The organism is Rhodoferax sp. BAB1, assembly GCF_013334205.1.
GTDB lineage: Bacteria > Pseudomonadota > Gammaproteobacteria > Burkholderiales > Burkholderiaceae_C > Hylemonella.
On sequence record NZ_CP054424.1, the window covers coordinates 1,167,794 to 1,191,993 of the forward strand.

22 protein-coding genes are annotated in these 24,200 nt (G+C 65.5%); 18 read left to right on the plus strand and 4 right to left on the minus strand.

Features of this window, described 5'->3' with window-relative positions; all coding sequences use genetic code 11:
• Positions 1–12: 12 nt before the first annotated feature.
• The 4 genes from HTY51_RS05685 to HTY51_RS05700 are packed head-to-tail and all read right to left on the minus strand — an operon-like array spanning position 13 to position 4,438.
• Complete coding sequence (locus tag HTY51_RS05685) at positions 13–900, minus strand: MBL fold metallo-hydrolase (protein ID WP_174251824.1); 888 nt, start codon at positions 898–900, stop codon at positions 13–15.
• Positions 897–1,745 (minus strand): HDOD domain-containing protein, encoded by an 849-nt coding sequence (locus tag HTY51_RS05690; RefSeq protein ID WP_174251825.1) that lies wholly within the window; start codon positions 1,743–1,745, stop codon positions 897–899. The genes HTY51_RS05685 and HTY51_RS05690 overlap by 4 nt, the downstream gene beginning before the upstream one ends.
• Positions 1,746–1,791: 46 nt before the next feature.
• Positions 1,792–3,045 carry a D-amino acid dehydrogenase gene (locus tag HTY51_RS05695; protein ID WP_174251826.1) on the minus strand — a complete coding sequence of 418 codons (1,254 nt, stop codon included), beginning with the start codon at positions 3,043–3,045 and terminating at the stop codon, positions 1,792–1,794.
• Between the two features lie 49 nt (positions 3,046–3,094).
• Positions 3,095–4,438, minus strand: a complete 1,344-nt coding sequence (locus HTY51_RS05700) for an amidase (RefSeq protein WP_174251827.1) — start codon at positions 4,436–4,438, stop codon at positions 3,095–3,097.
• A 165-nt stretch (positions 4,439–4,603) separates the two neighbouring features.
• Here HTY51_RS05700 and rpsB point away from each other — a divergent pair, with 165 nt between their 5' ends.
• From rpsB to carB, 18 genes are all read left to right on the plus strand, one after another.
• Positions 4,604–5,356, plus strand: a complete 753-nt coding sequence (rpsB, locus tag HTY51_RS05705; RefSeq protein ID WP_057676494.1) for a 30S ribosomal protein S2 — start codon at positions 4,604–4,606, stop codon at positions 5,354–5,356.
• 83 nt (positions 5,357–5,439) lie between these two features.
• A complete protein-coding gene (gene tsf, locus HTY51_RS05710) occupies positions 5,440–6,363 on the plus strand; it encodes a translation elongation factor Ts (RefSeq protein WP_174251828.1) in 924 nt (307 codons plus the stop codon).
• 94 nt (positions 6,364–6,457) lie between these two features.
• On the plus strand, positions 6,458–7,180 hold the full coding sequence (gene pyrH, locus HTY51_RS05715) for a UMP kinase (protein WP_174251829.1): 723 nt from the start codon (positions 6,458–6,460) through the stop codon (positions 7,178–7,180).
• A gap of 32 nt (positions 7,181–7,212) precedes the next feature.
• Positions 7,213–7,773 carry a ribosome recycling factor gene (frr, locus tag HTY51_RS05720; RefSeq protein WP_174251830.1) on the plus strand — a complete coding sequence of 187 codons (561 nt, stop codon included), beginning with the start codon at positions 7,213–7,215 and terminating at the stop codon, positions 7,771–7,773.
• 21 nt (positions 7,774–7,794) lie between these two features.
• On the plus strand, positions 7,795–8,526 hold the full coding sequence (gene uppS / locus HTY51_RS05725; protein ID WP_174254184.1) for a polyprenyl diphosphate synthase: 732 nt from the start codon (positions 7,795–7,797) through the stop codon (positions 8,524–8,526).
• 9 nt (positions 8,527–8,535) lie between these two features.
• Positions 8,536–9,390: a phosphatidate cytidylyltransferase gene (locus tag HTY51_RS05730; protein WP_174251831.1), complete on the plus strand. Its 855-nt coding sequence runs from the start codon at positions 8,536–8,538 to the stop codon at positions 9,388–9,390.
• The gene (gene ispC / locus HTY51_RS05735) at positions 9,390–10,586 is read left to right on the plus strand and encodes a 1-deoxy-D-xylulose-5-phosphate reductoisomerase (RefSeq protein ID WP_174251832.1); all 1,197 of its coding nucleotides are present in this window, start codon (positions 9,390–9,392) and stop codon (positions 10,584–10,586) included. Before HTY51_RS05730 ends, ispC begins: the two co-directional genes overlap by 1 nt.
• A gap of 16 nt (positions 10,587–10,602) precedes the next feature.
• On the plus strand, positions 10,603–11,964 hold the full coding sequence (gene rseP, locus HTY51_RS05740; protein ID WP_174251833.1) for an RIP metalloprotease RseP: 1,362 nt from the start codon (positions 10,603–10,605) through the stop codon (positions 11,962–11,964).
• A 46-nt stretch (positions 11,965–12,010) separates the two neighbouring features.
• Positions 12,011–14,302 carry an outer membrane protein assembly factor BamA gene (gene bamA / locus HTY51_RS05745; protein ID WP_174251834.1) on the plus strand — a complete coding sequence of 764 codons (2,292 nt, stop codon included), beginning with the start codon at positions 12,011–12,013 and terminating at the stop codon, positions 14,300–14,302.
• On the plus strand, positions 14,302–14,814 hold the full coding sequence (locus HTY51_RS05750; RefSeq protein ID WP_174251835.1) for an OmpH family outer membrane protein: 513 nt from the start codon (positions 14,302–14,304) through the stop codon (positions 14,812–14,814). The genes bamA and HTY51_RS05750 overlap by 1 nt, the downstream gene beginning before the upstream one ends.
• Positions 14,815–14,838: 24 nt before the next feature.
• Positions 14,839–15,822, plus strand: coding sequence for a UDP-3-O-(3-hydroxymyristoyl)glucosamine N-acyltransferase (gene lpxD, locus HTY51_RS05755; RefSeq protein WP_174251836.1), 984 nt, complete (start codon positions 14,839–14,841; stop codon positions 15,820–15,822).
• The gene (fabZ, locus tag HTY51_RS05760) at positions 15,822–16,262 is read left to right on the plus strand and encodes a 3-hydroxyacyl-ACP dehydratase FabZ (protein WP_174254185.1); all 441 of its coding nucleotides are present in this window, start codon (positions 15,822–15,824) and stop codon (positions 16,260–16,262) included. The genes lpxD and fabZ overlap by 1 nt, the downstream gene beginning before the upstream one ends.
• Positions 16,263–16,275: 13 nt before the next feature.
• Positions 16,276–17,070, plus strand: a complete 795-nt coding sequence (gene lpxA, locus HTY51_RS05765) for an acyl-ACP--UDP-N-acetylglucosamine O-acyltransferase (protein ID WP_174251837.1) — start codon at positions 16,276–16,278, stop codon at positions 17,068–17,070.
• 6 nt (positions 17,071–17,076) lie between these two features.
• On the plus strand, positions 17,077–18,216 hold the full coding sequence (gene lpxB, locus HTY51_RS05770) for a lipid-A-disaccharide synthase (RefSeq protein ID WP_254607000.1): 1,140 nt from the start codon (positions 17,077–17,079) through the stop codon (positions 18,214–18,216).
• Positions 18,188–18,805, plus strand: coding sequence for a ribonuclease HII (rnhB, locus tag HTY51_RS05775; RefSeq protein ID WP_174254186.1), 618 nt, complete (start codon positions 18,188–18,190; stop codon positions 18,803–18,805). Before lpxB ends, rnhB begins: the two co-directional genes overlap by 29 nt.
• Positions 18,802–19,578, plus strand: coding sequence for an RNA methyltransferase (locus HTY51_RS05780; protein ID WP_174251838.1), 777 nt, complete (start codon positions 18,802–18,804; stop codon positions 19,576–19,578). Before rnhB ends, HTY51_RS05780 begins: the two co-directional genes overlap by 4 nt.
• A 186-nt stretch (positions 19,579–19,764) precedes the next feature.
• Positions 19,765–20,928, plus strand: a complete 1,164-nt coding sequence (gene carA, locus HTY51_RS05785; protein ID WP_174251839.1) for a glutamine-hydrolyzing carbamoyl-phosphate synthase small subunit — start codon at positions 19,765–19,767, stop codon at positions 20,926–20,928.
• A gap of 1 nt (position 20,929) precedes the next feature.
• Positions 20,930–24,172, plus strand: a complete 3,243-nt coding sequence (gene carB, locus HTY51_RS05790) for a carbamoyl-phosphate synthase large subunit (protein WP_174251840.1) — start codon at positions 20,930–20,932, stop codon at positions 24,170–24,172.
• The last annotated feature ends 28 nt before the right edge of the window (positions 24,173–24,200 follow it).

A 24,200-nucleotide genomic window follows, 5' to 3' on the forward strand; every position in this document is an offset into this window, starting at 1 on the left:
AGCCGGCCCGGCTCAGAATTCGTAGCTGTGGCCTTCGAAGGCCAGCCGGATCTCGGGCCCGCCGGCGGGCACCGGGTTGTCTGCTACCGCCTGGGCGAAAGCGGCCTCCAGCGCATCGTCGCTGCGCGTGGGCTCGTGGTGCGTGCAGTAGAGCACCTTGGCCCTGGCCTGTCTGGCGTATTCGATGCTGCTTGCGAAGGTGCCGTGACCCCAGCCGACCTTGGCCGGGTATTCCTGCGCCGTGTAGGAGGTGTCGGCGATCAGCACGTCCACGCCCTGCATGCCCTGGATGATGGCGGCCTGCTTGTCGTCGACGAAGGACTGGTACTCGGCGTATTCGGCGTCGTCCGGCGCGTAGATGTTGTAGGGCGGCTCGTGGTCGCCGGTGAAGAAGACCGACTTGCCGCCCGCCTCGATGCGGTAGCCGAAGTTGATGACCGGGTGATTCAGCAGGTAGGGCGTGATGGTGGCGCTGCCCACCTGGATGCTCTGCTCGGGCATCAGCGTCACGTATTCAATGGTGCCCTTCATCTCGGCTTCGCGCACCGGGAAATAGCTGTACTGCAGCTGCACCGACATGACCTGCTCCACCCCCTGGCCCGACACCGGGTCGTGGGCACCATGCAGACGCAGCACGTTGCCGGGGATGAAGTTGGGGATGAAAAAAGGCAGGCCCTGGATATGGTCCCAGTGCGAGTGGCTGATGAAGACGTTGGCCTGCACCGGCAGTTCGGCCAGCAGGGTCTGCGAGAGCGGGAAGATGCCGGTACCGGCGTCCAGGATGATGAGCTCGTTGTTGTCGGTGCGCACCTCGATGCAGGTGGTGTTGCCGCCATAGCGCACCGTGTGCGGCCCCGGCGAGGCGATCGAACCGCGCACACCCCAGAACTTGACTTTCATGATTCGAGCTTGGAGAAGACCTTGGCTTCCTCGAACAGGGCGTCGAGGTCGCCCAGGCGGGCTATCAAATCATCCAGGTTGCCGCCCAGCCGCACGGCCATCGGCAGCGTGAGTTCGTCGATGTGGCAGTTGCCACCGAAGCCGAACTGCAGCTTCTTGCTGATCTGGTTGGCCGCGAAGACGCAGGCCACCATGGGCGTGTCCTTCAGGTCGGCACCGTGCATGTTCTGGATGGTTTCGACCAGATTGGGGGCGAAGCGCCATTTCTGCACCAGCATGCCGCCCACCACCGTGTGGTCCACGCCGATGGTCTTGCGCAAGGCTTCGTGCAGCGAGCTGCCGTCCTGCTTGCTGGCCTCCAGTGCCTGGCGGAACTCGTCGGGCATGAACTGGGCGAAGACCACCTTGCCGAAATCGTGCAGCAGGCCGGCGATGAAGCAGTCCATCGGGTCGGCACCGTCCACGTCGCTGGCGATCTTCTTGGCGAGATTGGCCGTGGCCAGCGAGTGCAGCAGGTACTGCTGGACGTCGAAGCCGGCGGCATTGCTCTTGGGCAGCATGCCGATGGCGGCGATGCCCAGGGCCAGGTTCTTGATGGTGTTGAAGCCCAGGAAGACCACGGCGTGGTTGATCGAGGTGACCTGTTTGGGCAGGCTGTAGTAGGCCGAGTTGATGACCTTGAGGATCTTGACCGTGACCACCGGGTCCTTGTCGATCACCTGCACCAGGTCCTTGGGGGTGCAGTTCACGTCGCGTGTCAGGTCCAGGATGGCCTGCACGCTCTTGGGGAAAGCGGGCATGCCTTCGACGGCAGCTGCCAGTTTTTGCGACAGTTCAGGACTCATGATTGCATTGTGTACCGGGAGAGCGCCTACTGTACACAATCCCCCCTCAGGTCTGCAGCCGTTCGATGCCGAAGCCGTCCAGCGCGAGTTCGGGTGGGCGGCCGGCCACGAGGTCGGCCAGGGCACGGGCCGAGCCACAGCCCAGGGCCCAGCCACTGTCACCGTGGCCGCAGTTCAGCCACAGGCCCGGAATGCCGCTGGCGCCCAGCAGGGGCGGGCCGTCGGGCAGCATGGGGCGTGCGCCTTTCCAGGTCTGCACGCCGCTGGAGAGCACGGCCGCGCCGGGGAACCAGTCGTGCAGCACCTTGTAGAGGGTCTGCAGGGCGTCCTTGCGCTGGCGCTCGGGGCGCCCCCCCAGTTCAGCCCCACCACCCACGCGCACCCGGTTGCCCAGGCGTGCGATGGCCACCTTGTAGCGCTCGTCCATGACGGCACTGCGCGGGGCGTTCAGCGGTTCGCGTACCGTGGCGCTGACCGAATAGCCATACACGGCGGCCAGCGGAATCTTCATGCCCAGCGGGCGCAACAGTCGGGCCGAGTCGGCACCGGCGCAGAGCACGGCTGCGTCGAAGCGGCGCGGCTGCGGCTCGCCGGCCAGTTGCACGTCCATGCCCTGGCCAGGTGTCAGGCGTTCGACCGTGGCGCCGAAGGCGAATTGCACGCCGCGGGCCAGCGCCGCGTTCTTGAGCAGCAGGGCAAACTGCCGGCAGTTGCCCGCCTCGTCATCGGGCAGGTGCAGGGCGCTGTGGAAAGCGGTGTCGGGATTGAGGGCCGGCTCGATGGCACGCGCTTCCTCGGGCTTGAGCTCGCGATGCGCGTGGCCCTGGTCGCGCAGCAGTTGCAGGCCGTGGCGCAGCAGGGCATGGTCGTGCTCCGAGCGCAGCAGCACCAGCAGGCCCTGGCTGCGGTCGAATTCGAACTCGAGTTCAGCAGCGAGTTCATGCAACCGGGTGTGGCTGTAGCGGGCCAGGCCCAGCAGACTCTGGCGGTTGCGCAGATAGGTGTCGCTGGCACAGGCGCGCCAGGACTTCCACATCCAGGCCAGGTCGCTGCCGCTCAGGGGCAGGGAAAAGTGCACCGGCGCGTGGCGCAGCAGCAGGTGGCGCAGGATCTTGAAAGGCATGCCCGGGGCGGCCCAGGGGGCGGTGTAGCCGGGTGCGAGGATGCCGGTGTTGGCGAAGCTGCCTTCCTCGGCTGCGGCAATGCGGCGTTCGAAGACCGTGACCTCGTGGCCGTCGCGGGCGAGTTCCCAGGCGGTGGTGACGCCGATGATGCCGGCGCCGATGACTGCAATTTTCATGAATGGGGAGATGGTGCCCGCGGGTCAGGTTAACCAGCGGGATGGGGGATTATGGTTGTTGTGGGCGCAGCAGGGTTTCGATCTGCTGTGCGATGTTCAGGACCGCATCATCGCGCATCGCGCCCTGCCAGACCATCAGACCCACCGGCAGCTCGTCCGGCGCGTGACAGGGCAGGGAGATGGCGCAGCCGTCGAGCATATTGACCACGCTGGGGTTGCGCAGCAGCAGACCGTTGATGCGGAAGAAGGCCTCGTCGCGCGCCTGACCCGGTAACACATCGGCCAGCGGTGGGGCCACGACGGGCACGGTCGGCGAGAGCACCGCGTCGAAACCGGCCAGGGCCAGCTCGACGCGCGCGATCCAGCCGTGCCGTGCCTGCAGCAGGTCGATGTAGTCGGCCGCGCTGATGGCGGCGCCGCGCTGGATGCGCGACAGGACGCGCGGGTCGTACTGGTCCGCATGGCCAGCCAGCCGGTGGCGGTGCCAGGCGTAGCTCTCGGCCGCGGCAAAACCGCCGCTGGCCTGCAGGCCAGCCAGCTCGCCCAGCGCAGGCAGGGCGAGTTCTTCGATGCGGGCGCCGGCGGCGCGCAGGGCCTGCAGGGTGCGCTCGAAGGCGCGCGCCACGGTGGTGTCGATGCCATCGAACATCACCTGCGGCACCACGGCCAGCCGGTAGGCGCAGAGCGGCGCATGGCTGCGGGTGACGCGTCGTGCGGCCAGGATCCCGTGCACCGTGATGGCGTCGCGCACCGAGCGTGTGATGGCACAGGCCGTGTCCAGTGTGAAGGACAGGGGGACCGTACCGTCCAGCGGCACCAGGCGCTGGGTGCTCTTGAAGCCGACCAGGCCTTGCAGGGCGGCGGGAATGCGGATGGAGCCACCGGTGTCCGAGCCCAGGCCGACGAAGGCGGCGCCCGCAGCGACCGAGACGGCCGCACCGCTGGAGGAGCCGCCGGGCACGCGCGGCACGTCGGTGGCCACCACATTGGCCGGGGTGCCGTGGTGCGGGTTGACGCCGACCCCGGAATAGGCGAACTCGCTCATGTTGCTGCGACCGATCAGGGCGGCACCGGCAGCGCGCAGCCGGGCCACGGCCACGGCGTCCTGGCGGGCCGGCGCTGCGTCTGTCAGCACCACGGAGCCGGCGCGGCTGACCTGGCCGGCCACGTCGAACAGGTCCTTGACCGAGACGGCCAGACCGGCCAGGGGCTGGCGGGTCGGGTCGGCCGCCGCGGCCTGGGCGCGGGCGCCGTCGAAGTCGGTCTGGAGGAAGGCATGGGCGCAGGCCGGTGCCTGGGCGCGTTCAATGGCCGACTCGATTTCAGTCTGGGCGCTGCCCTGGCCGCCCAGCAGGCGCTGGCGGGTGGCGTGGAGGTCTGCGGCGGGTGTCATAGGGGGCTGTGCTATACTCGTCGGGCTTTGCTGGAAGGGCCTGCGCATCTCGCGCAAGCAGCCGCAGAGCAAATCGCAAACCGGTCCATCCAGGTGTTGCAGCCGGCGCCAGACGCCCACTGCAAAGAGGACCGGATTTTAGACCCAACCTTCGGAGTTATTCACATGTCCGTGACCATGCGTCAAATGCTGGAAGCCGGTGTCCATTTCGGTCACCAGACCCGCTTCTGGAACCCCAAGATGGCCCCCTTCATCTTCGGCCATCGCAACAAGATCCACATCATCAACCTGGAAAAATCGCTGCCGATGTTCCAGGACGCAGCCAAGTTCGCCAAGCAGCTGGCTGCCAAGCGCGGCACCATCCTGATGGTCGGCACCAAGCGCACCGCCCGCGAGACCGTCGCCGCTGAAGCCCAGCGCGCCGGCGTGCCCTACGTCGACCAGCGCTGGCTGGGCGGCATGCTGACCAACTTCAAGACCGTCAAGACCTCGATCAAGCGTCTGAAGGACATGAAGGCCCAGCAGGAAACCGGCCTGGACGCCATGAGCAAGAAAGAGCAGCTGATGTTCGCCCGTGAACTCGAGAAGCTCGAGAAGGACATCGGCGGCATCCAGGACATGAACACCCTGCCGGACGCCATCTTCGTGATCGACGTCGGTTACCACAAGATCGCCATTGCCGAAGCCAAGAAGCTGGGCATCCCGCTGATCGGCGTGGTCGACTCCAACCATTCGCCCGAAGGCATCGACTACGTGATCCCCGGCAACGACGACTCGTCCAAGGCCGTCACGCTGTACGCCCGCGGCATTGCCGACGCCATCCTGGAAGGCCGTGCCAACGCCGTGGATGACGTGGTCAAGGCCGTGGCGTCCGAGAGCGGCGACGAGTTCGTGGAAGTGAACGAAGCTTCCGCCTGATCCACGCCCGACCCGAAGAAAGGGGCGCTGTGCCCCTTTTTTTTAGTCCCAATCTGATTTTGAATTGATGACGGAGTAAGAAAATGGCTGCAATTACCGCAAGCATGGTCGCCGAACTGCGCGGCAAGACCGACGCCCCGATGATGGAATGCAAGAAGGCGCTGACCGAAGCCGATGGCGACATGGCCAAGGCCGAAGAGTTGCTGCGTGTGAAGCTGGGTACCAAGGCCGGCAAGGCCGCTTCGCGCGTGACCGCCGAAGGCGTGGTGGCCAGCTCCATCAGCGGCAGCACCGGCGCCCTGATCGAAGTGAACTGCGAGACCGACTTCGTGACCAAGAACGACAGCTTCCTGGCCCTGGCCAAGGCGGCTGCCGATCTGATCGCCAAGCACAATCCGGCCGACGTGGCCGCCCTGGGCGCGCTGCCCTACAGCCAGGACGGCTTCGGCCCCACCCTGGAAGACGTGCGCAAGGGCCTGATCGGCAAGATCGGCGAGAACATGAGCTTCCGTCGCTTCAAGCACTTCTCCTCGGGCGCCAAGCTGGCCGCCTACCTGCACGGTACGCGCATCGGCGTGGTGGTCGAGTTCGACGGTGACGAGACCGCCGCCAAGGACGTGGCCATGCACGTGGCCGCCATGAAGCCGGTCGCGCTGACCAGCGCCGATGTGCCGGCCGAACTGATCGAGAAAGAGCGTGCCGTGGCCGCCGGCAAGGCCGAAGAGGATCGCAAGACCGCTGAGGCGGCTGGCAAGCCCGTGCAGCCCGCCGACATCGTGGCCAAGCGCATCGAGGGCGGTGTGCAGAAGTTCCTGAAGGAAGTCTCGCTGTTCAACCAGCCCTTCGTGAAGAACGACAAGCAGACCGTCGAGCAGATGCTCAAGGCCGCCGGCACCAGCGTAAAGGGTTTCACCCTGTACGTGGTGGGCGAGGGCATCGAGAAGAAGGTCGACGACTTCGCCGCCGAAGTGGCTGCCCAGGTGGCCGCTGCCAAGCAGGCGGGCTGACAGTCCACTGGCCGAGCGACGGTTCGGCCAGGCGAAATCCTGTAAATTCCGTCTGTCCGGATCGCGTATCACCATCATCTGCAAGGAGCCCTTCATGTCCGACCCCAAGCCAGCCTACAAGCGTATTCTGCTTAAGCTGTCCGGGGAGGCCCTGATGGGCGACGATGCTTTCGGCATCAACCATGCGACCATCCAGCGCATGGTGCAGGAGGTGGCCGAGATCACGCGCCTGGGGGTGGAAGTCGCTGTCGTCATCGGCGGCGGCAACATCTTTCGCGGCGTGGCCGGCGGTTCGGTCGGCATGGACCGGGCCACCGCCGATTACATGGGGATGCTGGCCACCGTGATGAACGCGCTGGCCCTGGCTGACACCATGAACAAGGCCGGCCTCACCGCCCGCGTGATGTCGGCGATTGCCATCGAGCAGGTGGTCGAGCCCTATGTGCGTCCCAAGGCCCTGCAGTACCTCGAAGAGGGCAAGGTCGTGGTCTTCGCGGCCGGCACGGGCAACCCCTTCTTCACCACCGATACCGCGGCCGCGCTGCGCGGGGCCGAGATCGGGGCCGAGATGGTGCTCAAGGCCACCAAGGTGGACGGCGTCTACAGCGCCGACCCGAACAAGGACAAGAGCGCCACCCGCTACAGCAAGCTATCCTTCGACGAAGCGATCGCCAAGAATCTCGGCATCATGGACGCCACGGCCTTTGCGCTGTGCCGTGACCAGAAGCTGCCGATCAAGGTGTTTTCCATTTTCAAGCATGGCGCGCTCAAGCGCGTCGTGATGGGTGAGGACGAGGGCACGCTGGTCTACGCCTGAGCGCAGCCGCTGATGCCGCAGAGGAGCAAAGCATGACGATTGCAGACATCAAGAAAACCATGGAAACCAAGATGGACCAGTCCATCGAGGCCCTGAAGAACCACCTGTCCAAGATCCGTACCGGCCGCGCGAATCCGTCGCTGCTCGATTCCGTGCAGGTCGAGTACTACGGCTCCACGGTGCCGCTGAGCCAGGTCGCCAACGTGAACCTGCTCGACGCCCGCACGATCAGCGTGCAGCCCTGGGAAAAGGGCATGGGCGCCAAGATCGAGAAAGCCATCCGCGAGAGCGACCTGGGCCTGAATCCGGCCTCCATGGGTGACCTGATCCGTGTGCCCATGCCGCCCATGAGCGAGGAGCGCCGCAAGGAGATGACCAAGCTGGTGCGCACCGAGGGCGAGAACGCCAAGATCGCCGTGCGCAACCTGCGTCGCGACGCCAACGAGGCCGTCAAGAAGCTGGTCAAGGACAAGACCGCGTCCGAGGACGACCAGAAACGTTCCGAAGCCGACATCCAGAAACTGACCGACAAGCACGTCGCCACGATCGACCAGCTCGTCGCCGGTAAGGAACAGGAAGTGATGGCGGTATAAACCGCCATCGTGACCGCAACAATGACTGCGCCTGGCGGCTTGCCGCAACACATCGCCATCGTCATGGATGGCAATGGCCGCTGGGCCACCAAACGCTTCCTGCCGCGCCTGGCGGGCCACCGCCAGGGCATGGAGAGTCTGCGCCGTTGCATCCGGGCCTGTCTGGACCGTGGTGTGCCTGTGCTGACCGTCTTTGCCTTCTCTTCCGAGAACTGGAACCGCCCGGCCGACGAGGTTTCAGGGCTGATGGAGCTGTTGGCCACGGCCCTGGCCAAGGAAGTCCCGCAACTGCTCAAGGATGGTGTGCGCCTGCATTTTGTCGGTGAGCGCGCCGGCCTGTCAGACAATGTCCGGGCCGGCCTGGACCAGGCCGAGCAGGCGACGGCATCGAACAGCCGGCTTGTGCTGAATGTCTGCTTCAACTATGGCGGCCGCTGGGACATTGCCCAGGCGGCTGCCCGGCTGGCGGCACAGGGTCAGCCCATCACAGAACTGGCCTTGCACCAGGCCATGGCCATGTCCCATGTCCCCGACCCGGACCTCATCATCCGCACTGGCGGCGAATTGCGTCTGAGCAACTTCCTGCTCTGGCAGGCAGCTTATGCCGAACTCTTTTTCAGCGACAAGCTCTGGCCCGACTTCGACGAAGCCGAACTCGACCGTGCCATCGCCGAATTCAACCGGCGCGAACGCCGCTACGGCCAGACTTCCGAGCAACTGCTGCCAGCAGCCGACGAGCGCAAGCTGGCCTGAGGAATCACCATGCTCAAGCAGCGCATCATCACCGCCATTGTCCTGCTGCTGATCCTGCTGCCGGCGCTGTTTCATTCCGACACGCTCTACTGGCGCCTGGTCACGCTGGTGCTGATCGCCGCCGCGGCCTGGGAGTGGGCGCGGCTCAATGGCCTGAGCCTCTACGGCGCCTGGATCGGCGCTTTTGCCTGCCTGGTGGCCTGTGTCATGGCCTGGGACCTGGGCTTGCTGGCCAGCCGTCAGCCGCTGCTGTGGATCACGGCCGGCGGCGCCTGGGTGCTCGTCGGGGCCGCCCTGATCAAGACGGGCGTGGGCCGCTGGGGCCAGCTGCCTCGCCTGCTGCGTCTGGGCGGGGGCTGGCTCGCCCTGTGGCTGGCCTGGCTGGCCGTGGTGCAGGCGCGTGAGGTTGGCATCACCTTCCTGTTGTCCATCCTGCTGCTGGTCTGGATGGCGGATGTCGCTGCCTATTTTGCCGGCAAGGCCTGGGGCGGGCGGTTCAGCGCGGTCAGGCTGGCGCCCGCCATCAGTCCCGGCAAGAGCTGGGAAGGGGTCTGGGGCGGCATGCTGGGTGTGCTGCTGCTGGCGCTGGTCTGGCTGGCGCTGGAGCGTGCCGGCGTGCTGCCGCCGCCCAGCCTGTATGGTCATCTGCAGTCGCAGGGCGGCTGGGTCCTGCTGCTGCTGGCCGTGCTGTTCCTGGCGGCCATGAGCGTGGTCGGCGATCTGGTCGAGTCGCTGGTCAAGCGCAGCGCTGGCGCCAAGGACAGCAGCCGCCTGCTGCCCGGCCATGGCGGCGTGCTCGATCGCGTGGATGCCCTGCTGCCCACGCTGCCCCTGGCCATGATGTTCCATTCCGTGCTGCGTTGATGAAACTGAAACAGCGCGTTGCCATTCTCGGCGCCACCGGCTCCATCGGCACGAGCACGCTGGACGTGTTGGCGCGCCATCCGCAGCGTTTCGAAGTATTTGCCCTGACCGCGGCTACCCAGGTGGACCTGCTGTTGCAGCAATGCCTGCAGTTCACCCCGCGCTACGCTGTTCTGGCCAGCCCGGTCCACGCCACCCAGCTGGCCGAGCGCCTGAAGTCGGCCGGTTCGCGCACCCAGGTACTCGGCGGTCCGCAGGCGCTGGCCGACATCGCGGCGCACGAGGAGGTCGACGCCGTGATGGCCGCCATCGTCGGCGCCGCCGGCCTGGCGCCCTGCCTGGCGGCGGCGCGCGCCGGCAAGCGACTGCTGCTGGCCAACAAGGAAGCCCTGGTAGTGGGCGGCGAGTTCTTCATGCAGGCGGTGCGAACTGGCGGCGCCACGCTGCTGCCGATCGACAGCGAGCATTCGGCGATCTTCCAGTCCTTGCCCGAAGACCCGCTCACCTGGTCGCAGCGCGTGCACAAGATCATCCTGACCGCCTCGGGTGGGCCCTTCCGTACGCGTGATCCGTTGACCCTGCGCGAAGTCACACCCGAGCAGGCCTGCGCCCACCCGAACTGGGTGATGGGGCGCAAGATCTCGGTCGACTCGGCCACCATGATGAACAAGGCGCTGGAGGTGATCGAGGCGCGTTACCTGTTTGGCCTGCCGCCCGAGCAGCTGGAGGTGGTGATCCACCCGCAGAGCGTGATCCATTCCATGGTGCAGTACAGCGACCACTCGGTGGTGGCGCAACTGGGCACGCCGGACATGCGCGTGCCGATCGCCTACGGTCTGTCCTGGCCCGAGCGCATGGCTTCGGGCGCTGCCGCACTGGATTTCCACAAGCTGGCGGCCATGACCTTCGAGCCCATGGACGCTCCCGGACACGCACAGCGTTTCCCTGGCATCGGCCTGGCCTGGGATGCCTTGCGCGGCCCGGCGGGCACCACGGCGGTGCTCAATGCCGCCAACGAAGTGGCGGTGGCGGCCTTCCTGGAGCGACGCATCCGCTTCGACCAGATCCATGCGGTCAACCTGGGAACGCTGCAAGCCGTTGTGCCGGCAGCCCCCGGTTCGCTGGACGACCTGCTGGCGCTGGACGCGCAGTCGCGCGCGGCGGCGACGCAGTGCCTGCGTGGGCTGGCGGCCTGAACCCCGAAGGACAGACATGCTGACCGTTGTCGCTTTCATCGTGGCCCTGGGGCTGCTGATCGCCATCCATGAATACGGGCACTACCGCATGGCCGTGGCCTGTGGCGTCAAGGTGCTGCGCTTCTCGGTCGGTTTTGGCCACACCCTGCTGCGCTGGCAGCCCAGGGGCTCGGCGACCGAGTTCGTGCTGGGGGCTTTCCCGCTGGGCGGTTATGTCCGCATGCTGGACGAACGCGAAGCACCCGTGGATCCGAAGGAGCGGCACCTGGCCTTCAATACCCAGCCGCTGCGCTCGCGCGCCCTGATCGTTGCGGCCGGCCCGCTGGCCAATCTGCTGCTGGCCGTCTTGCTGTATGCCGTCGTGAACTGGAGTGGTGTGCAACTGGCCAGCCCCGTGCTGGGCCGTCCGGTCGCCGGTTCGGTGGCCGAGGGCGCCGGGCTGGTCGGGGGCGAGCGTGTCGAGCGTGCGGGTTTCGCGGGCAGTGAACTGCAGCCGGTGGCTTCCTACGAGGATGTGCGCTGGCTGCTCACGCGTGGCGCCCTGGAGGGGCACGATGTACGGCTGGCGCTGGTGGGCCGTCCGGGTCATGCCGCCAGCGAAGTCGTGCTGCCGCTGGCGGGCATGGAGGCGCGTGACGCCGACGCCCAACTGTTCGAACGCATCGGCATCGTGACGCCCATGAGCCTGCCGCTGATCGGTGACATCTCGCCCGGCAGCGCTGCCGAGCGTTCGGGCCTGCGCGCCGGTGACCGGGTGCTCAGCATCGAAGGGCAGACCCTGGTGGATGCGCGCCAGCTGCGCGAGGCGATCCGGGCCTCGGTGCGTGAGGGCCAGCCGCTCAGCAAGAACTGGCGTATCGAGCGTGCGGGCGAGCAGCTGACGCTCACCGTCAGGCCCGAAGCGGTGCAGCAGGGGGAGGCGGTGATCGGCCGCATCGGCGCCTACGTCGGGGCGGCACCAGAGATGGTGACGGTGCACTATGGCCCGGTGGAGGGCCTGTGGCAAGGGCTGGTGCGGACCTGGGAGGTCTCGGTGCTGACGCTGCGCACCCTGGGGCGCATGGTCATCGGCGAAGCTTCGCTGAAGAACCTCAGCGGTCCGCTGACCATTGCCGACTATGCCGGCCGCTCCGCCAGCCTGGGCCTGACGCAGTACCTGGTCTTCCTGGCCTTGATCAGCGTCAGCCTGGGGGTGCTCAACCTGCTGCCGCTGCCCGTACTCGATGGCGGACACCTGATGTATTATCTTTGGGAAGGCGTCACAGGCAGGCCCGTGTCGGAAGCTTGGCTGGAGCGCCTGCAGCGTGCCGGCGTGGCCGTGCTGGCGCTCATGATGTCCATCGCGCTGTTCAATGACCTGAGCCGTCTCCTGGGCTGACCACCTGACCTTGCAAGTGTGCCCCAGCCAAATTTCAAGTTGATCGATGCAATTCAAACGATATGGCCTGCGTGCCGCCTCCCTGCTGGCCGCCTTGCTGCTGGTCGTGCATGCCGCCTGGGCCGCCGAACCTTTCAAGATCCGTGACATCCAGGTCGAGGGGCTGCAACGCATCGAACCCGGCACCATCTTCGCCTCCATGCCGCTGCGCGTGGGAGACACCTACAACGACGAGAAGGGCACGGCCTCGATCCGGTCCTTGTTCGCGCTGGGCCTGTTCACCGACGTGCGCCTGGAAATCAATGGTGATGTGCTGGTGGTGGTGGTCGAAGAGCGTCCCAGCGTGGCGGGCGTCGAGTTCATCGGGACCCGCGAGTTCGACAAGGATGTTCTGGCCAAGGCGCTGAGGGGCATCGGCCTGGCCGAAGGGCGGCCTTTCGACAAGGCCCTGCTGGACCGCGCCGAGCAGGAGCTCAAGCGTCAGTACATCAACAAGAGCCTTTATGCGGCCGAGGTGGTGACGACGGTGACGCCGGTAGAGCGCAACCGCGTGAACCTGGCCTTCACCGTCAGCGAGGGCGAGCCGGCCACGATCAGCGAGATCCGCATTGTCGGCAACAAGGCATTTTCCGAATCCACCCTGCGCAACCTCTTCGATCTGGACACCGGCAACTGGATGAGCTGGTATACCAAGTCCAACCGCTATTCGCGTGCCAAGCTCAATGCCGACATCGAGACCTTGCGCTCCTATTACCTGACACGCGGTTATCTGGAGTTCCAGGTGGAGTCGACGCAGGTGGCGATCGCTCCCAACAAGCAGGACATGTCCATCACCCTCAATGTCATCGAGGGCGAGCGCTTCGTGGTGGCGGGCGTGCGTCTGGCGGGTAATTACCTCGGCCGCGAGGACGAGTTCAAGGCCCTGGTCTCGATCCAGCCGGGCGAGGCCTACAACGCCGACCGGGTGGCCGAGACCGTCAAGGCCTTCACCGAACATTTCGGCCGTTTTGGGTATGCGTTTGCCCGCGTGCAGTCGGTGCCCGACATCGACCGCAGCACCAACCGGGTGGCCCTCGAACTGCGGGCCGAGCCCTCGCGGCGTGCCTATGTGCGGCGCATCAACGTGACCGGCAACAGCCGCACGCGCGACGAGGTGATCCGTCGCGAATTTCGCCAGTACGAGTCGGCCTGGTACGACAGCGACAAGATCCAGTTGTCGCGCAGCCGGGTCGACCGGCTGGGTTATTTCAGTGAGGTGGCGGTGGAGACCAGCGAGGTGCCAGGCATCCCGGACCAGGTCGACCTGACCCTGAAGGTCACCGAAAGGCCGACGGGCAGTGTGACCCTGGGCGCCGGTTTCTCCAGCAGCGAGGGGCTTGGCCTGCAGTTCGGCGTCAGCCAGCAGAACGCTTTCGGAAGCGGCAACTCGCTGGGTTTCCAGGTCAATACCAGCGATGTCAATCGCCTCATCCTGCTCAACACGACCGACCCCTATTTCACGCAGGATGGCGTGTCGCGCACCATCGATCTCTACCAGCGGACGTCTCGCCCCTACGTGGAAACTGCGAGTTATGCGCTGGAGACCTTGGGGGCCAGTCTGCGCTTCGGCATCCCCCTGACCGAACGGGATACCATCTATCTCGGCGGCGGGATCGAGCGCACGACCATCGTGCCCGGGACCTATCTGCCGGTGGCCTACCAGACCTATGCCGATCAGTTCGGCTATTCCAGCACGGCCTTTCCGCTGACACTGGGCTGGGGGCGTGACGGCCGTGACAGTGCGCTGGTGCCGACCAGCGGTACCCTGCAGCGCGCCTCTGCCGAATGGAGCACGGCAGGCGAGGTGCGTTATCTCCGCGCGACCTACCAGTACCAGCACTATGTTCCGCTGACCAAGCAGTACACCTTTGCCTTCAACACCGACCTGGGACTGGGCAAGGCCATCGGTGGGCGGCCTTATCCGCTCTTCAAGAATTTCTATGGCGGCGGCCTGGGGTCGGTGCGCGGTTTCGAAGCCGGCAGCCTGGGTCCGCGTGACGCGACCACGAACCTGTCCTACGGTGGTCCGAAGAAGATCAATTTCAACTTCGAGCTGCAGGCACCTTTCCCGGGGGCCGGCAATGACCGTACCCTGCGCTTGTACACTTTTATCGATACCGGCAATGTCTACGGTGCGGACGAATCGATCGACCCGTCCGATTTCCGGGTGGGGGGCGGTATCGGTCTGAGCTGGGTGTCTCCCATGGGCCCCTTGCGACTGGCCGTTGCGCGGCCCCTGCGCAAATTCGATGGCGATAGAATCCAGTTTCTGCAATTCCAGATTGGGACCACATTCTGATGAAGTACTTCATACGTCCTGCCACTCTGTTGCTGGGCCTGAGTCTGCTGGCTGTACCGGCGCTGGCCCAGGAATTCCGGCTTGGCTTCGTCAGCCTGGACCGCATCATCAAGGAGGCGGTGCCCGCCAAGAATGCGCAGGCCAAGCTGGAGCAGGAGTTTGCCAAGCGCGAAAAAGACCTCCAGGCACAGGGTGCCAGCATCAAGAGTTCGGCCGAACAGCTGGAGCGCGAGGCGCCTACGCTGTCGGAAAGCCAGCGTGTGTCGCGCCAGAAACAGCTGGTCGAGCTGGACCGCGATTTCCAGCGCAAGCGCCGCGAATTCCAGGAAGACCTGAATGCCCGCCGCAACGAGGAGTTGCAGCAGGTCTTCGAGCGCGCCAACCGCGTGGTCAAGCAGGTGGCCGATGCCGAGAAGTACGACCTGATCCTGCAGGAAGCGGTCTACGTCAATCCGCGGCACGACATCACCGACAAGGTGATCAAGGCCCTGAATGCCACGGTGGTCAAGTAAGGCTGCTTTGCGGGCAGAGTGCATGTGGTCTTGCGTCTAGGCACCATCGTTGAGCAGCTCGGGGGTGAGTTGTTCGGCAATCCCGAACTCGACATCCAGGCTTTGGCCCCGCTGGAAGCGGCCGGACCCCAGGCCCTGAGTTTTCTCAGCAACCCCAAATACCGCCAGCAGCTGGCCGCTTCGAAAGCCGGTTGCGTCATCGTTGCGCCGGCCATGCGGGACGAAGCACGTGCACGCGGTGCCTGCATCGTCGCCGACAATCCCTACCTTTATTTCGCCCACGTGACCCAGCTCTGGCAGCGTGCGCGCCAGCGTCCGGCCGGGCCGCGTATCCATCCGAGCGCCGTGGTCGATCCCGGGGCCCAGGTCGATCCCTCCGCCCTGATCGGACCGCTGTGTGTGGTCGAACGCGGTGCACGTATCGGGGCGCACACCGTGCTCAAGTCCCGTGTCACGGTCAGCGAGGATTGCGTGATCGGTGAGCGCTGCGTGCTGCATCCCGGTGTGGTGATCGGGGCCGACGGTTTCGGCTTTGCGAAGGATGGCGAGCGCTGGGAGAAGATCGAACAACTCGGCGCCGTGCGTATCGGCAACGACGTCGAGATCGGCGCCAACACCTGCATCGACCGCGGCGCGCTGAATGACACGGTGATCGAGGACGGCGTGAAGCTGGACAACCTGATCCAGATCGGCCACAACGTGCGTGTGGGACGCAATACCGCCATGGCCGGCTGCGTCGGTGTGGCCGGCAGTGCCACCATCGGGGCCAATTGCACCATCGGCGGCAGCGCCGGCGTGCTGGGCCATCTGAGCATCGCCGACGGGGTGAACGTGTCCTCCTTCTCGCTGGTCACGCGTTCGCTCAACAAGCCGGGTCATTACACCGGCTTCTATCCGCTGGAAGACAATGCGTCCTGGGAAAAGAACGCTGCCACGCTCAAGCAGCTCTCCACCCTGCGCGAGCGCCTGCGCGCGCTGGAAAAAGAACTGAAGGAAACGAAAAAATGATGATGGACATCCACCAGATCCTCAAGAAACTGCCGCACCGCTACCCCTTCCTGCTGGTGGACCGGGTGCTGGAAGTCGAGAAGGGCAAGCGCATCAAGGCGCTCAAGAACGTCACCATCAACGAGCAGTTCTTCAACGGCCACTTTCCGCACCGCCCGGTGATGCCTGGTGTACTGATGCTCGAAGCTCTGGCGCAGGCGGCGGCGCTGCTGTCTTTCGAGACGCTGGACAGCGTGCCCGATGACAACACCGTCTACTACTTTGCCGGCATCGACGGCGCGCGTTTCAAGCGGCCGGTGGAGCCGGGCGACCAGCTGATCCTGGAAGTCGATCTTGATCGCATGAAGGCCGGCATCTTCAAGTTCAAGGCCCGGGCCATGGTGGGCGAGGAGTTGGCGGTGGAAGCCGAACTCATGTGCACCATGCGCAAAATAGCCTGAGCGGGGAGGGGACGTGAGCCTTATCCACCCGACGGCCATGGTCGATCCGAAGGCCGAGTTGGACAGCACGGTGACGGTGGGGCCGTACACGGTAATCGGTCCGAACGTGAAGATCGGCGCCGGTACGCGCATTGCCTCGCATTGCGTGGTCGAGGGGCATACGACCATCGGCCGCGACAACCGCATCTTCCAGTTTGTTTCCCTCGGTTCGGACAACCAGGACAAGAAATACAAGGGTGAACCTTGTGAACTCGTCATCGGTGACCGCAACACCATCCGCGAATACAGCACCTACCACATAGGTACCGTGCAGGGTGGCGGTGTGACCCGCCTGGGCAACGACAACTGGCTCATGGCCTACACCCATCTCGCGCACGACTGCCTGGTGGGCAACCACTGTACCTTTGCCAACAACACCCAACTGGCCGGCCATGTCGTCGTGGGCGACTGGGTCATCCTGGGCGGCTTTACCGTATCACATCAGTTCGTACGCATCGGTGCGCACAGCATGACGGCCATGTGTTCGCTGCTGTTCGGCGACCTGCCGCCCTTTGTCATGTGCCAGGGCCAGCCGGCCGAAGCACGCTCGATGAATTTCGAGGGCCTGCGTCGGCGCGGTTTTTCGCCCGAACGCATCAGTGCCGTCAAGGCCATGCACAAGGCCCTGTACCGCGACGGGCTGACCATGGAGCAGTCGCAAGCCCAGATCGCGACGCTGACCGAGCGCTACCCTGAGGCGGCACCGGACGTGGCCTTGATGCAGGACTTCCTGTCCCAGACCACGCCGCAGCGCGGCATCATCCGCTGACGCATCATGGACACTCCCCGCGTGGCCATGGTTGCCGGGGAAACCTCCGGTGATCTGCTGGCCGGCCTTTTACTCGATGGCCTGAAGAGCCGCTGGCCCGGGGTGCAGACCCTGGGCATTGGTGGCTCGCAGATGGCCAAACGTGGTTTTCAAGCCTGGTGGCCCAGCGAGAAGCTGGCTGTGCGCGGCTACGTCGAGGTGCTGCGCCATTACCGTGAGATCGTCGGCATACGTGCTCAGCTCAGGACGCGCCTGCTGCAGGACAAGCCGGATGTGTTCATCGGCGTCGACGCACCGGACTTCAACCTCGACCTGGAGCGTGACCTGAAGGCTGGGGGTGTCAGGACCGCGCACTTCGTCTGTCCCGCCATCTGGGCCTGGCGGCCCGAGCGCATCGAGAAGATCAAACGCAGTGTCGACCACGTTCTTTGCATCTTCCCCTTCGAGGTCGAGCTGCTGGCGCAGCACGGCATCGCCGCCACCTATGTGGGACATCCCCTGGCCAATGTGATCCCGATGAAACCCGACCGTGCTGCGGCACGTGCGGCGCTGGGCCTGCCGGGCGATGCGCCTGTGGTGGCCATCCTGCCAGGCAGCCGGGCGTCCGAGGTCCAGTACCTCGCCGAACGTTTTTTCCGTGCAGCGCAAGCCATGCGGCGTGCACGCCCGGAGCTGCTTTTTGTCGTGCCGGCCATTCCCGTCCTGCGCCCCGCCATCGAGCGTGCGGCACAGGCGGCCGGCATGGCAGGGGTATTGCAGATCGTCGATGGCCAGTCGCACACCGTGCTGGCGGCCTGCGACGTGACCTTGATTGCCAGCGGCACCGCGACGCTGGAGGCTGCGTTGTTCAAGCGCCCCATGGTGATCGCCTACAACATGCACTGGCTGAGCTACCAGCTCATGAAGCGCAAGCACCTGCAGCCCTGGATCGGCCTGCCCAACATCCTGTGCCGCGATTTCGTGGTGCCCGAGCTTATCCAGCACGAGGCCAGCCCCGAGCAGCTGGCCGCGGCCACCCTCCTGTGGTTCGACGAACCGGCCCGCGCGGCGGCCGTGGAAAAAACGTTCACGGCGCTGCACGCAGAGCTGCTGCGTGACACCCCCCGATTGGCTGCCGATGCGATCGCGCAAGTTCTTGCTGGCTGAGCAGGCCACGCTGCTGTGGGACACCCCGGGCCTGGTGGCCGGGGTAGACGAGGCCGGCCGCGGCCCGCTGGCCGGCCCCGTGGTGGCGGCCGCCGTCATCCTGGACGACCTGCACCCGATCGAGGGCCTGGCGGACTCCAAGAAACTCACGGCCGCCCGGCGCGAGAGGCTGTATGACGAGATCCGCGCCAAGGCCCTGTGCTGTTCCATCGCCGAAGCCAGCGTGGAGGAGATCGACCGGCTCAACATCCTGCAGGCCACGCTGCTGGCCATGCGCCGCGCTGTCGAGGGCCTGCGTCTCAAGCCGGCCAAGGTGCTGGTGGACGGCAACCGCCTGCCGGTGCTGGACGTGCTGGCCGAGGCCATCGTCAAGGGCGACGCCACCGTGCCGGCGATCTCGGCGGCCTCCATCCTGGCCAAGGTGCACCGCGACCGCTGGTGCGCCGAATACGACCGCGAGTTTCCGCAATACGGTTTTGCCGCCCACAAGGGGTATGGCACGGCCGAGCACCTGGCGGCCTTGCGCGCGCATGGCGCCTGTCCGCAGCACCGCAAGACTTTTGCGCCGGTGACGGAGGTCTTGAGGTGAGTCAAGAGCCGATCACCATCAGTTCGCGCGACAACCCGCTGCTCAAGGAGCTGCGTCGTCTGGCACAGGACAGTACGGCCTATCGCAAGGCCGGACGTTTCTGGGTCGAGGGGGACCATCTCTGCCGTGCTGCCCTGCAACGCGGGCGCCAGCCAGCCATTGCCGTGTTGGCCGAATCAGCCTGGCCGCTGTTTGCGGCCGAGTTCGGTCGCTGTGCGGCCAAGACCCTGCTGGTGCCCGATGTGCTGTTCGACGGCATCAGCGGCCTGGAATCGCCGGCGCGTCTGGGCCTGGTGTTCGACCTGCCGGTGGAGGCCACCGTCCAGCCCGGCCTGGCCTCGGTCATCCTGGACCGTGTGCAGGACGCCGGCAATGTCGGCTCCATCCTGCGCAGTGCGGCGGCCTTCGGTTTCCAGCAGGTGATCGCGCTCAAGGGCACGGCGGCACTCTGGAGTCCCAAGGTGCTGCGCGCCGGCATGGGCGCGCATTTCGGGCTGCGGCTGGTCGAAGGTGTGGTCCCCGATGCGCTCGATGCACTGGCGCTGCCCATCATCGTCACCAGTTCGCACCAGGGTGAACTGATCCACCGGCAGCCGCTGCCCTGGCCCTGTGCCTGGGCGCTGGGGCACGAAGGGCAGGGTGTGGGCGTCGAGTTGATGGCCCGAGCCGCGCTCTTTGTGCGCATTGCCCAGCCCGGGGGGGAGGAGTCGCTCAACGTCGCCGCCGCCGCGGCCATTTGCCTGCACACCAGCGCCGTGGCTGCTGCTGTCTGACCCCGCTTTTTTGGGTGGCTTCAGGCGAGGGGCAGGGAGAGGGATGGTCCTCTCGGTTATAATCTTGAACTGTTCAGAAATCCAGCCGCCCCAGCGCATTTCAGGCCGAACAATCCCTCTTTAAAGCAGCAGCCAGGACCCGTTCCTGTAAATGCGTGGGCGCGCCCGTAACCAACGGAGTACCCAGTGCTTTTGTCTCTCCAGGGAACCACCCCTCACGCCATCCTGGCGCTCGCAGACGGCACGGTCTTTCTCGGCAATTCCATCGGTGCCGCCGGCACCACGGTCGGCGAGGTGGTGTTCAACACCGCCATGACCGGCTACCAGGAAATCCTCACTGATCCGAGCTACTGCCGGCAGATCGTGACCCTCACGTATCCGCACATCGGCAACTACGGCATCAATCCCGAGGACATCGAAGCCGAGAAGGTCCATGCCGCCGGACTCATCATCAAGGACCTGCCCCTGCTGGCGTCCAACTTCCGTTGTACCGAGACGCTCTCGGCTTACCTGGTGCGCGAGAAGACCGTGGCCATCGCCAACCTCGACACCCGCAAGCTGACCCGCCACCTGCGCAGCAAGGGTGCGCAGAACGGCGCCATCATCGCGCTGGCTGCCGGTCAGCAGGTCAGCCAGGCGCTGATCGACCAAGCCATCACCGCCGCCAAGGGCGCGCCCAGCATGGCCGGCCTGGACCTGGCCAAGGTGGTCAGCGTCAGCAAGCCCTACGACTGGACCCAGACCGAATGGCAACTGGGTTCGGGTTACGGCACGCAGAGTCAGCCGAAATTCCATGTTGTCGCCTACGACTTCGGTGTCAAGAAGAACATCCTGCGCATGCTGGCCGAGCGCGGCTGCAAGGTCACCGTGGTGCCGGCGCAGACGCCGGCGGCCGAGGTGCTCAAGCACAAGCCGGACGGTATCTTCCTCTCCAACGGCCCGGGGGATCCGGAGCCCTGCGACTACGCGATCCAGGCGGCACGCGAGCTGATCGAAACCGGCATCCCGACTTTCGGCATCTGCCTGGGCCACCAGATCATGGCCCTGGCTTCCGGTGCCAAGACCTTCAAGATGAAGTTCGGTCACCACGGCGCCAACCACCCGGTCAAGGACCTGGATTCCGGCCGCGTGAGCATCACCAGCCAGAACCACGGCTTCGCCGTGGACGAGAAAACCCTGCCGGCCAATCTGCGCGCCACCCACGTCAGCCTGTTCGACGGCACCTTGCAGGGCCTGACCCGTACCGACAAGCCGGCCTTCTGCTTCCAGGGCCACCCGGAAGCCTCGCCCGGCCCGCACGACATCGCCTACCTGTTTGATCGCTTCACGGCACTGATGGAGAAGAAATAACATGCCCAAGCGCACAGACATCAAGAGCATCCTCATCATCGGCGCCGGCCCGATCATCATCGGCCAGGCCTGCGAGTTCGACTACTCCGGCGTACAGGCCTGCAAGGCCCTGCGCGAAGAGGGTTACAAGGTCATCCTGATCAACAGCAACCCCGCCACGATCATGACCGACCCGGCCACGGCCGACGTCACCTACATCGAGCCCATCACCTGGCAGACGGTCGAGAAGATCATCGCCAAGGAAAAGCCCGACGCCATCCTGCCTACCATGGGTGGCCAGACCGCGCTGAACTGCGCGCTGGACCTGTGGCACCAGGGTGTGCTCGACAAGTACAAGGTCGAGCTGATCGGCGCCACGCCCGAGGCCATCGACAAGGCCGAAGACCGCCAGAAGTTCAAGCAGGCCATGACCAAGATCGGCCTGGGTTCGGCACGTTCGGGCATTGCCCACAGTATGGAAGAGGCCTGGGGCGTGCAGAAGACCGTGGGTTTCCCCACCGTCATCCGCCCCAGCTTCACGCTGGGCGGCACCGGCGGCGGCATCGCCTACAACCCGGAAGAGTTCGAGGTGATCTGCAAGCGCGGCCTGGAGGCCTCGCCCACCAAGGAGCTGCTCATCGAGGAGTCGCTGCTGGGCTGGAAAGAGTACGAGATGGAAGTCGTGCGCGACAAGGCCGACAACTGCATCATCGTCTGCTCGATCGAGAACCTGGACCCCATGGGTGTGCACACCGGTGACTCCATCACCGTGGCCCCGGCCCAGACCCTGACCGACAAGGAATACCAGATCATGCGCAACGCCTCGCTGGCGGTGCTGCGCGAGATCGGGGTCGACACCGGCGGCTCCAACGTGCAGTTCTCGATCAACCCGAAAGACGGACGCATGATCGTGATCGAGATGAACCCGCGCGTCAGCCGCTCTTCCGCTCTGGCGTCCAAGGCCACGGGTTTCCCGATCGCCAAGGTCGCGGCCAAGCTGGCCGTGGGTTACACGCTGGACGAGTTGCGCAACGACATCACGGGCGGCGCCACGCCGGCCAGCTTCGAGCCCAGCATCGATTACGTGGTCACCAAGATCCCGCGTTTTGCCTTCGAGAAATTCCCCACGGCCGACAGCCGCCTGACCACCCAGATGAAGTCCGTGGGTGAGGTCATGGCCATGGGTCGCACCTTCCAGGAGTCTTTCCAGAAGGCCCTGCGCGGTCTGGAAGTCGGCGTGGACGGCATGAACGAGAAGACCCAGGACCGCGAGGTGCTGGAGAAGGAGCTGGGCGAGCCCGGCCCCGAGCGCATCTGGTACGTGGGCGATGCCTTTGCCATGGGCTTGTCGGTGGACGAGGTGTATGACCTCACCAAGATCGACAAGTGGTTCCTGGTGCAGATCGAGGAGATCGTGAAGATCGAACTCGATCTGGACAAGTTGACCGCCGAGAAGGGCGAGCAGGCCCTGGCTGCGCTGGACGCCGTCACGCTGCGCGCCCTGAAGAAGAAGGGTTTCTCCGACCGCCGCTTGGCCAAGCTGCTCAAGACCAGCGAGAAGGCCGTGCGCGATACGCGCCGCGCTCTCAAGGTGCGGCCGGTCTACAAACGCGTGGACACCTGCGCCGCCGAGTTCGCGACCAACACCGCCTACATGTATTCGAGCTACGAGGACGAGTGCGAGGCTGAGCCGACCAACAAGAAGAAGATCATGGTGCTGGGCGGTGGCCCCAACCGCATCGGCCAGGGCATCGAGTTCGACTACTGCTGCGTGCATGCCGCACTCGCCATGCGTGAGGACGGCTATGAGACCATCATGGTCAACTGCAACCCCGAGACCGTGTCCACCGACTACGACACCTCGGACCGCCTCTACTTCGAGCCGCTGACGCTGGAAGACGTGCTGGAGATCGTGGACAAGGAAAAGCCGACCGGCGTGATCGTGCAGTACGGCGGCCAGACGCCGCTCAAGCTCGCCCTGGGCCTGGAGGCCGAAGGCGTGCCGATCATCGGCACCAGCCCGGACATGATCGACGCGGCCGAAGATCGTGAGCGTTTCTCGGCCTTGCTGCGTACGCTGAACCTGAAACAGCCGCCTAACGCCACCGCGCGTACCGAGCCGGAAGCCCTGGAGAAGGCCGCGACCCTGGGGTACCCCTTGGTGGTGCGCCCCAGTTACGTGCTGGGCGGCCGTGCCATGGAAATCGTGCACGAGCAGCGCGACCTGGAGCGCTACATGCGCGAGGCGGTCAAGGTCAGCAATGACAGCCCGGTGCTGCTGGACCGCTTCCTGAACGACGCCATCGAGTGCGACGTGGACTGCCTGCGCGACCCCGAGGGCAAGACATTCATCGGCGGCGTGATGGAGCACATCGAGCAGGCTGGCGTGCATAGCGGCGACTCCGCCTGTTCGCTGCCGCCGTATTCGCTGTCCAAGGCCACCGTCGACGAACTCAAGCGCCAGTCGGCTGCCATGGCGGGCGCCCTGAACGTGGTCGGCCTGATGAACGTGCAGTTTGCTATCCAGAAACAGGATGGCCAGGACGTGATCTTCGTGCTGGAGGTGAACCCGCGGGCCTCGCGTACCGTGCCCTACGTCTCCAAGGCCACCGGCATCCAGCTGGCCAAGGTGGCGGCACGCTGCATGGCCGGCCAGACCCTGGCCGCGCAGGGCATCACCAAGGAAGTGACACCGCCCTACTTCAGCGTGAAGGAGGCCGTGTTCCCCTTCGTCAAGTTCCCCGGTGTGGACACCATCCTCGGCCCCGAGATGAAGTCCACCGGCGAGGTCATGGGCGTGGGCAAGACTTTCGGCGAAGCCTTCGTCAAGTCGCAGCTCGGCGCTGGCACCCGCCTGCCCAGGTCCGGACGGGTCTTCCTGTCGGTCAAGCAGAGCGACAAGCCGCGCGCCGTGGCCGTGGCCCGGGGGCTGCTTGCCCTGGGCTTTACCATCGTGGCCACCAAGGGCACGGCGGCGGCCATCGAGGCCGCCGGCCTGGCCTGCGAGGTCGTCAACAAGGTGACCGAGGGCCGCCCCAATATCGTGGACATGATCAAGAACGAGGACATCGCCCTGGTCATCAACACGGTGGAGGAGCGCCGCAACGCCATCGCCGATTCGCGCTACATCCGTACCTCGGCGCTGTTGGCCCGGGTGACCACCTTCACCACCATCGCCGGCGCGGAAGCCGCCGTCGAGGGCATGAAGTACATGGACAACCTGGACGTGTACTCGGTGCAGGAACTGCACGCCCAACTGGCATAATCTTCCGAACCCCCTGGGGCAGGCCCGC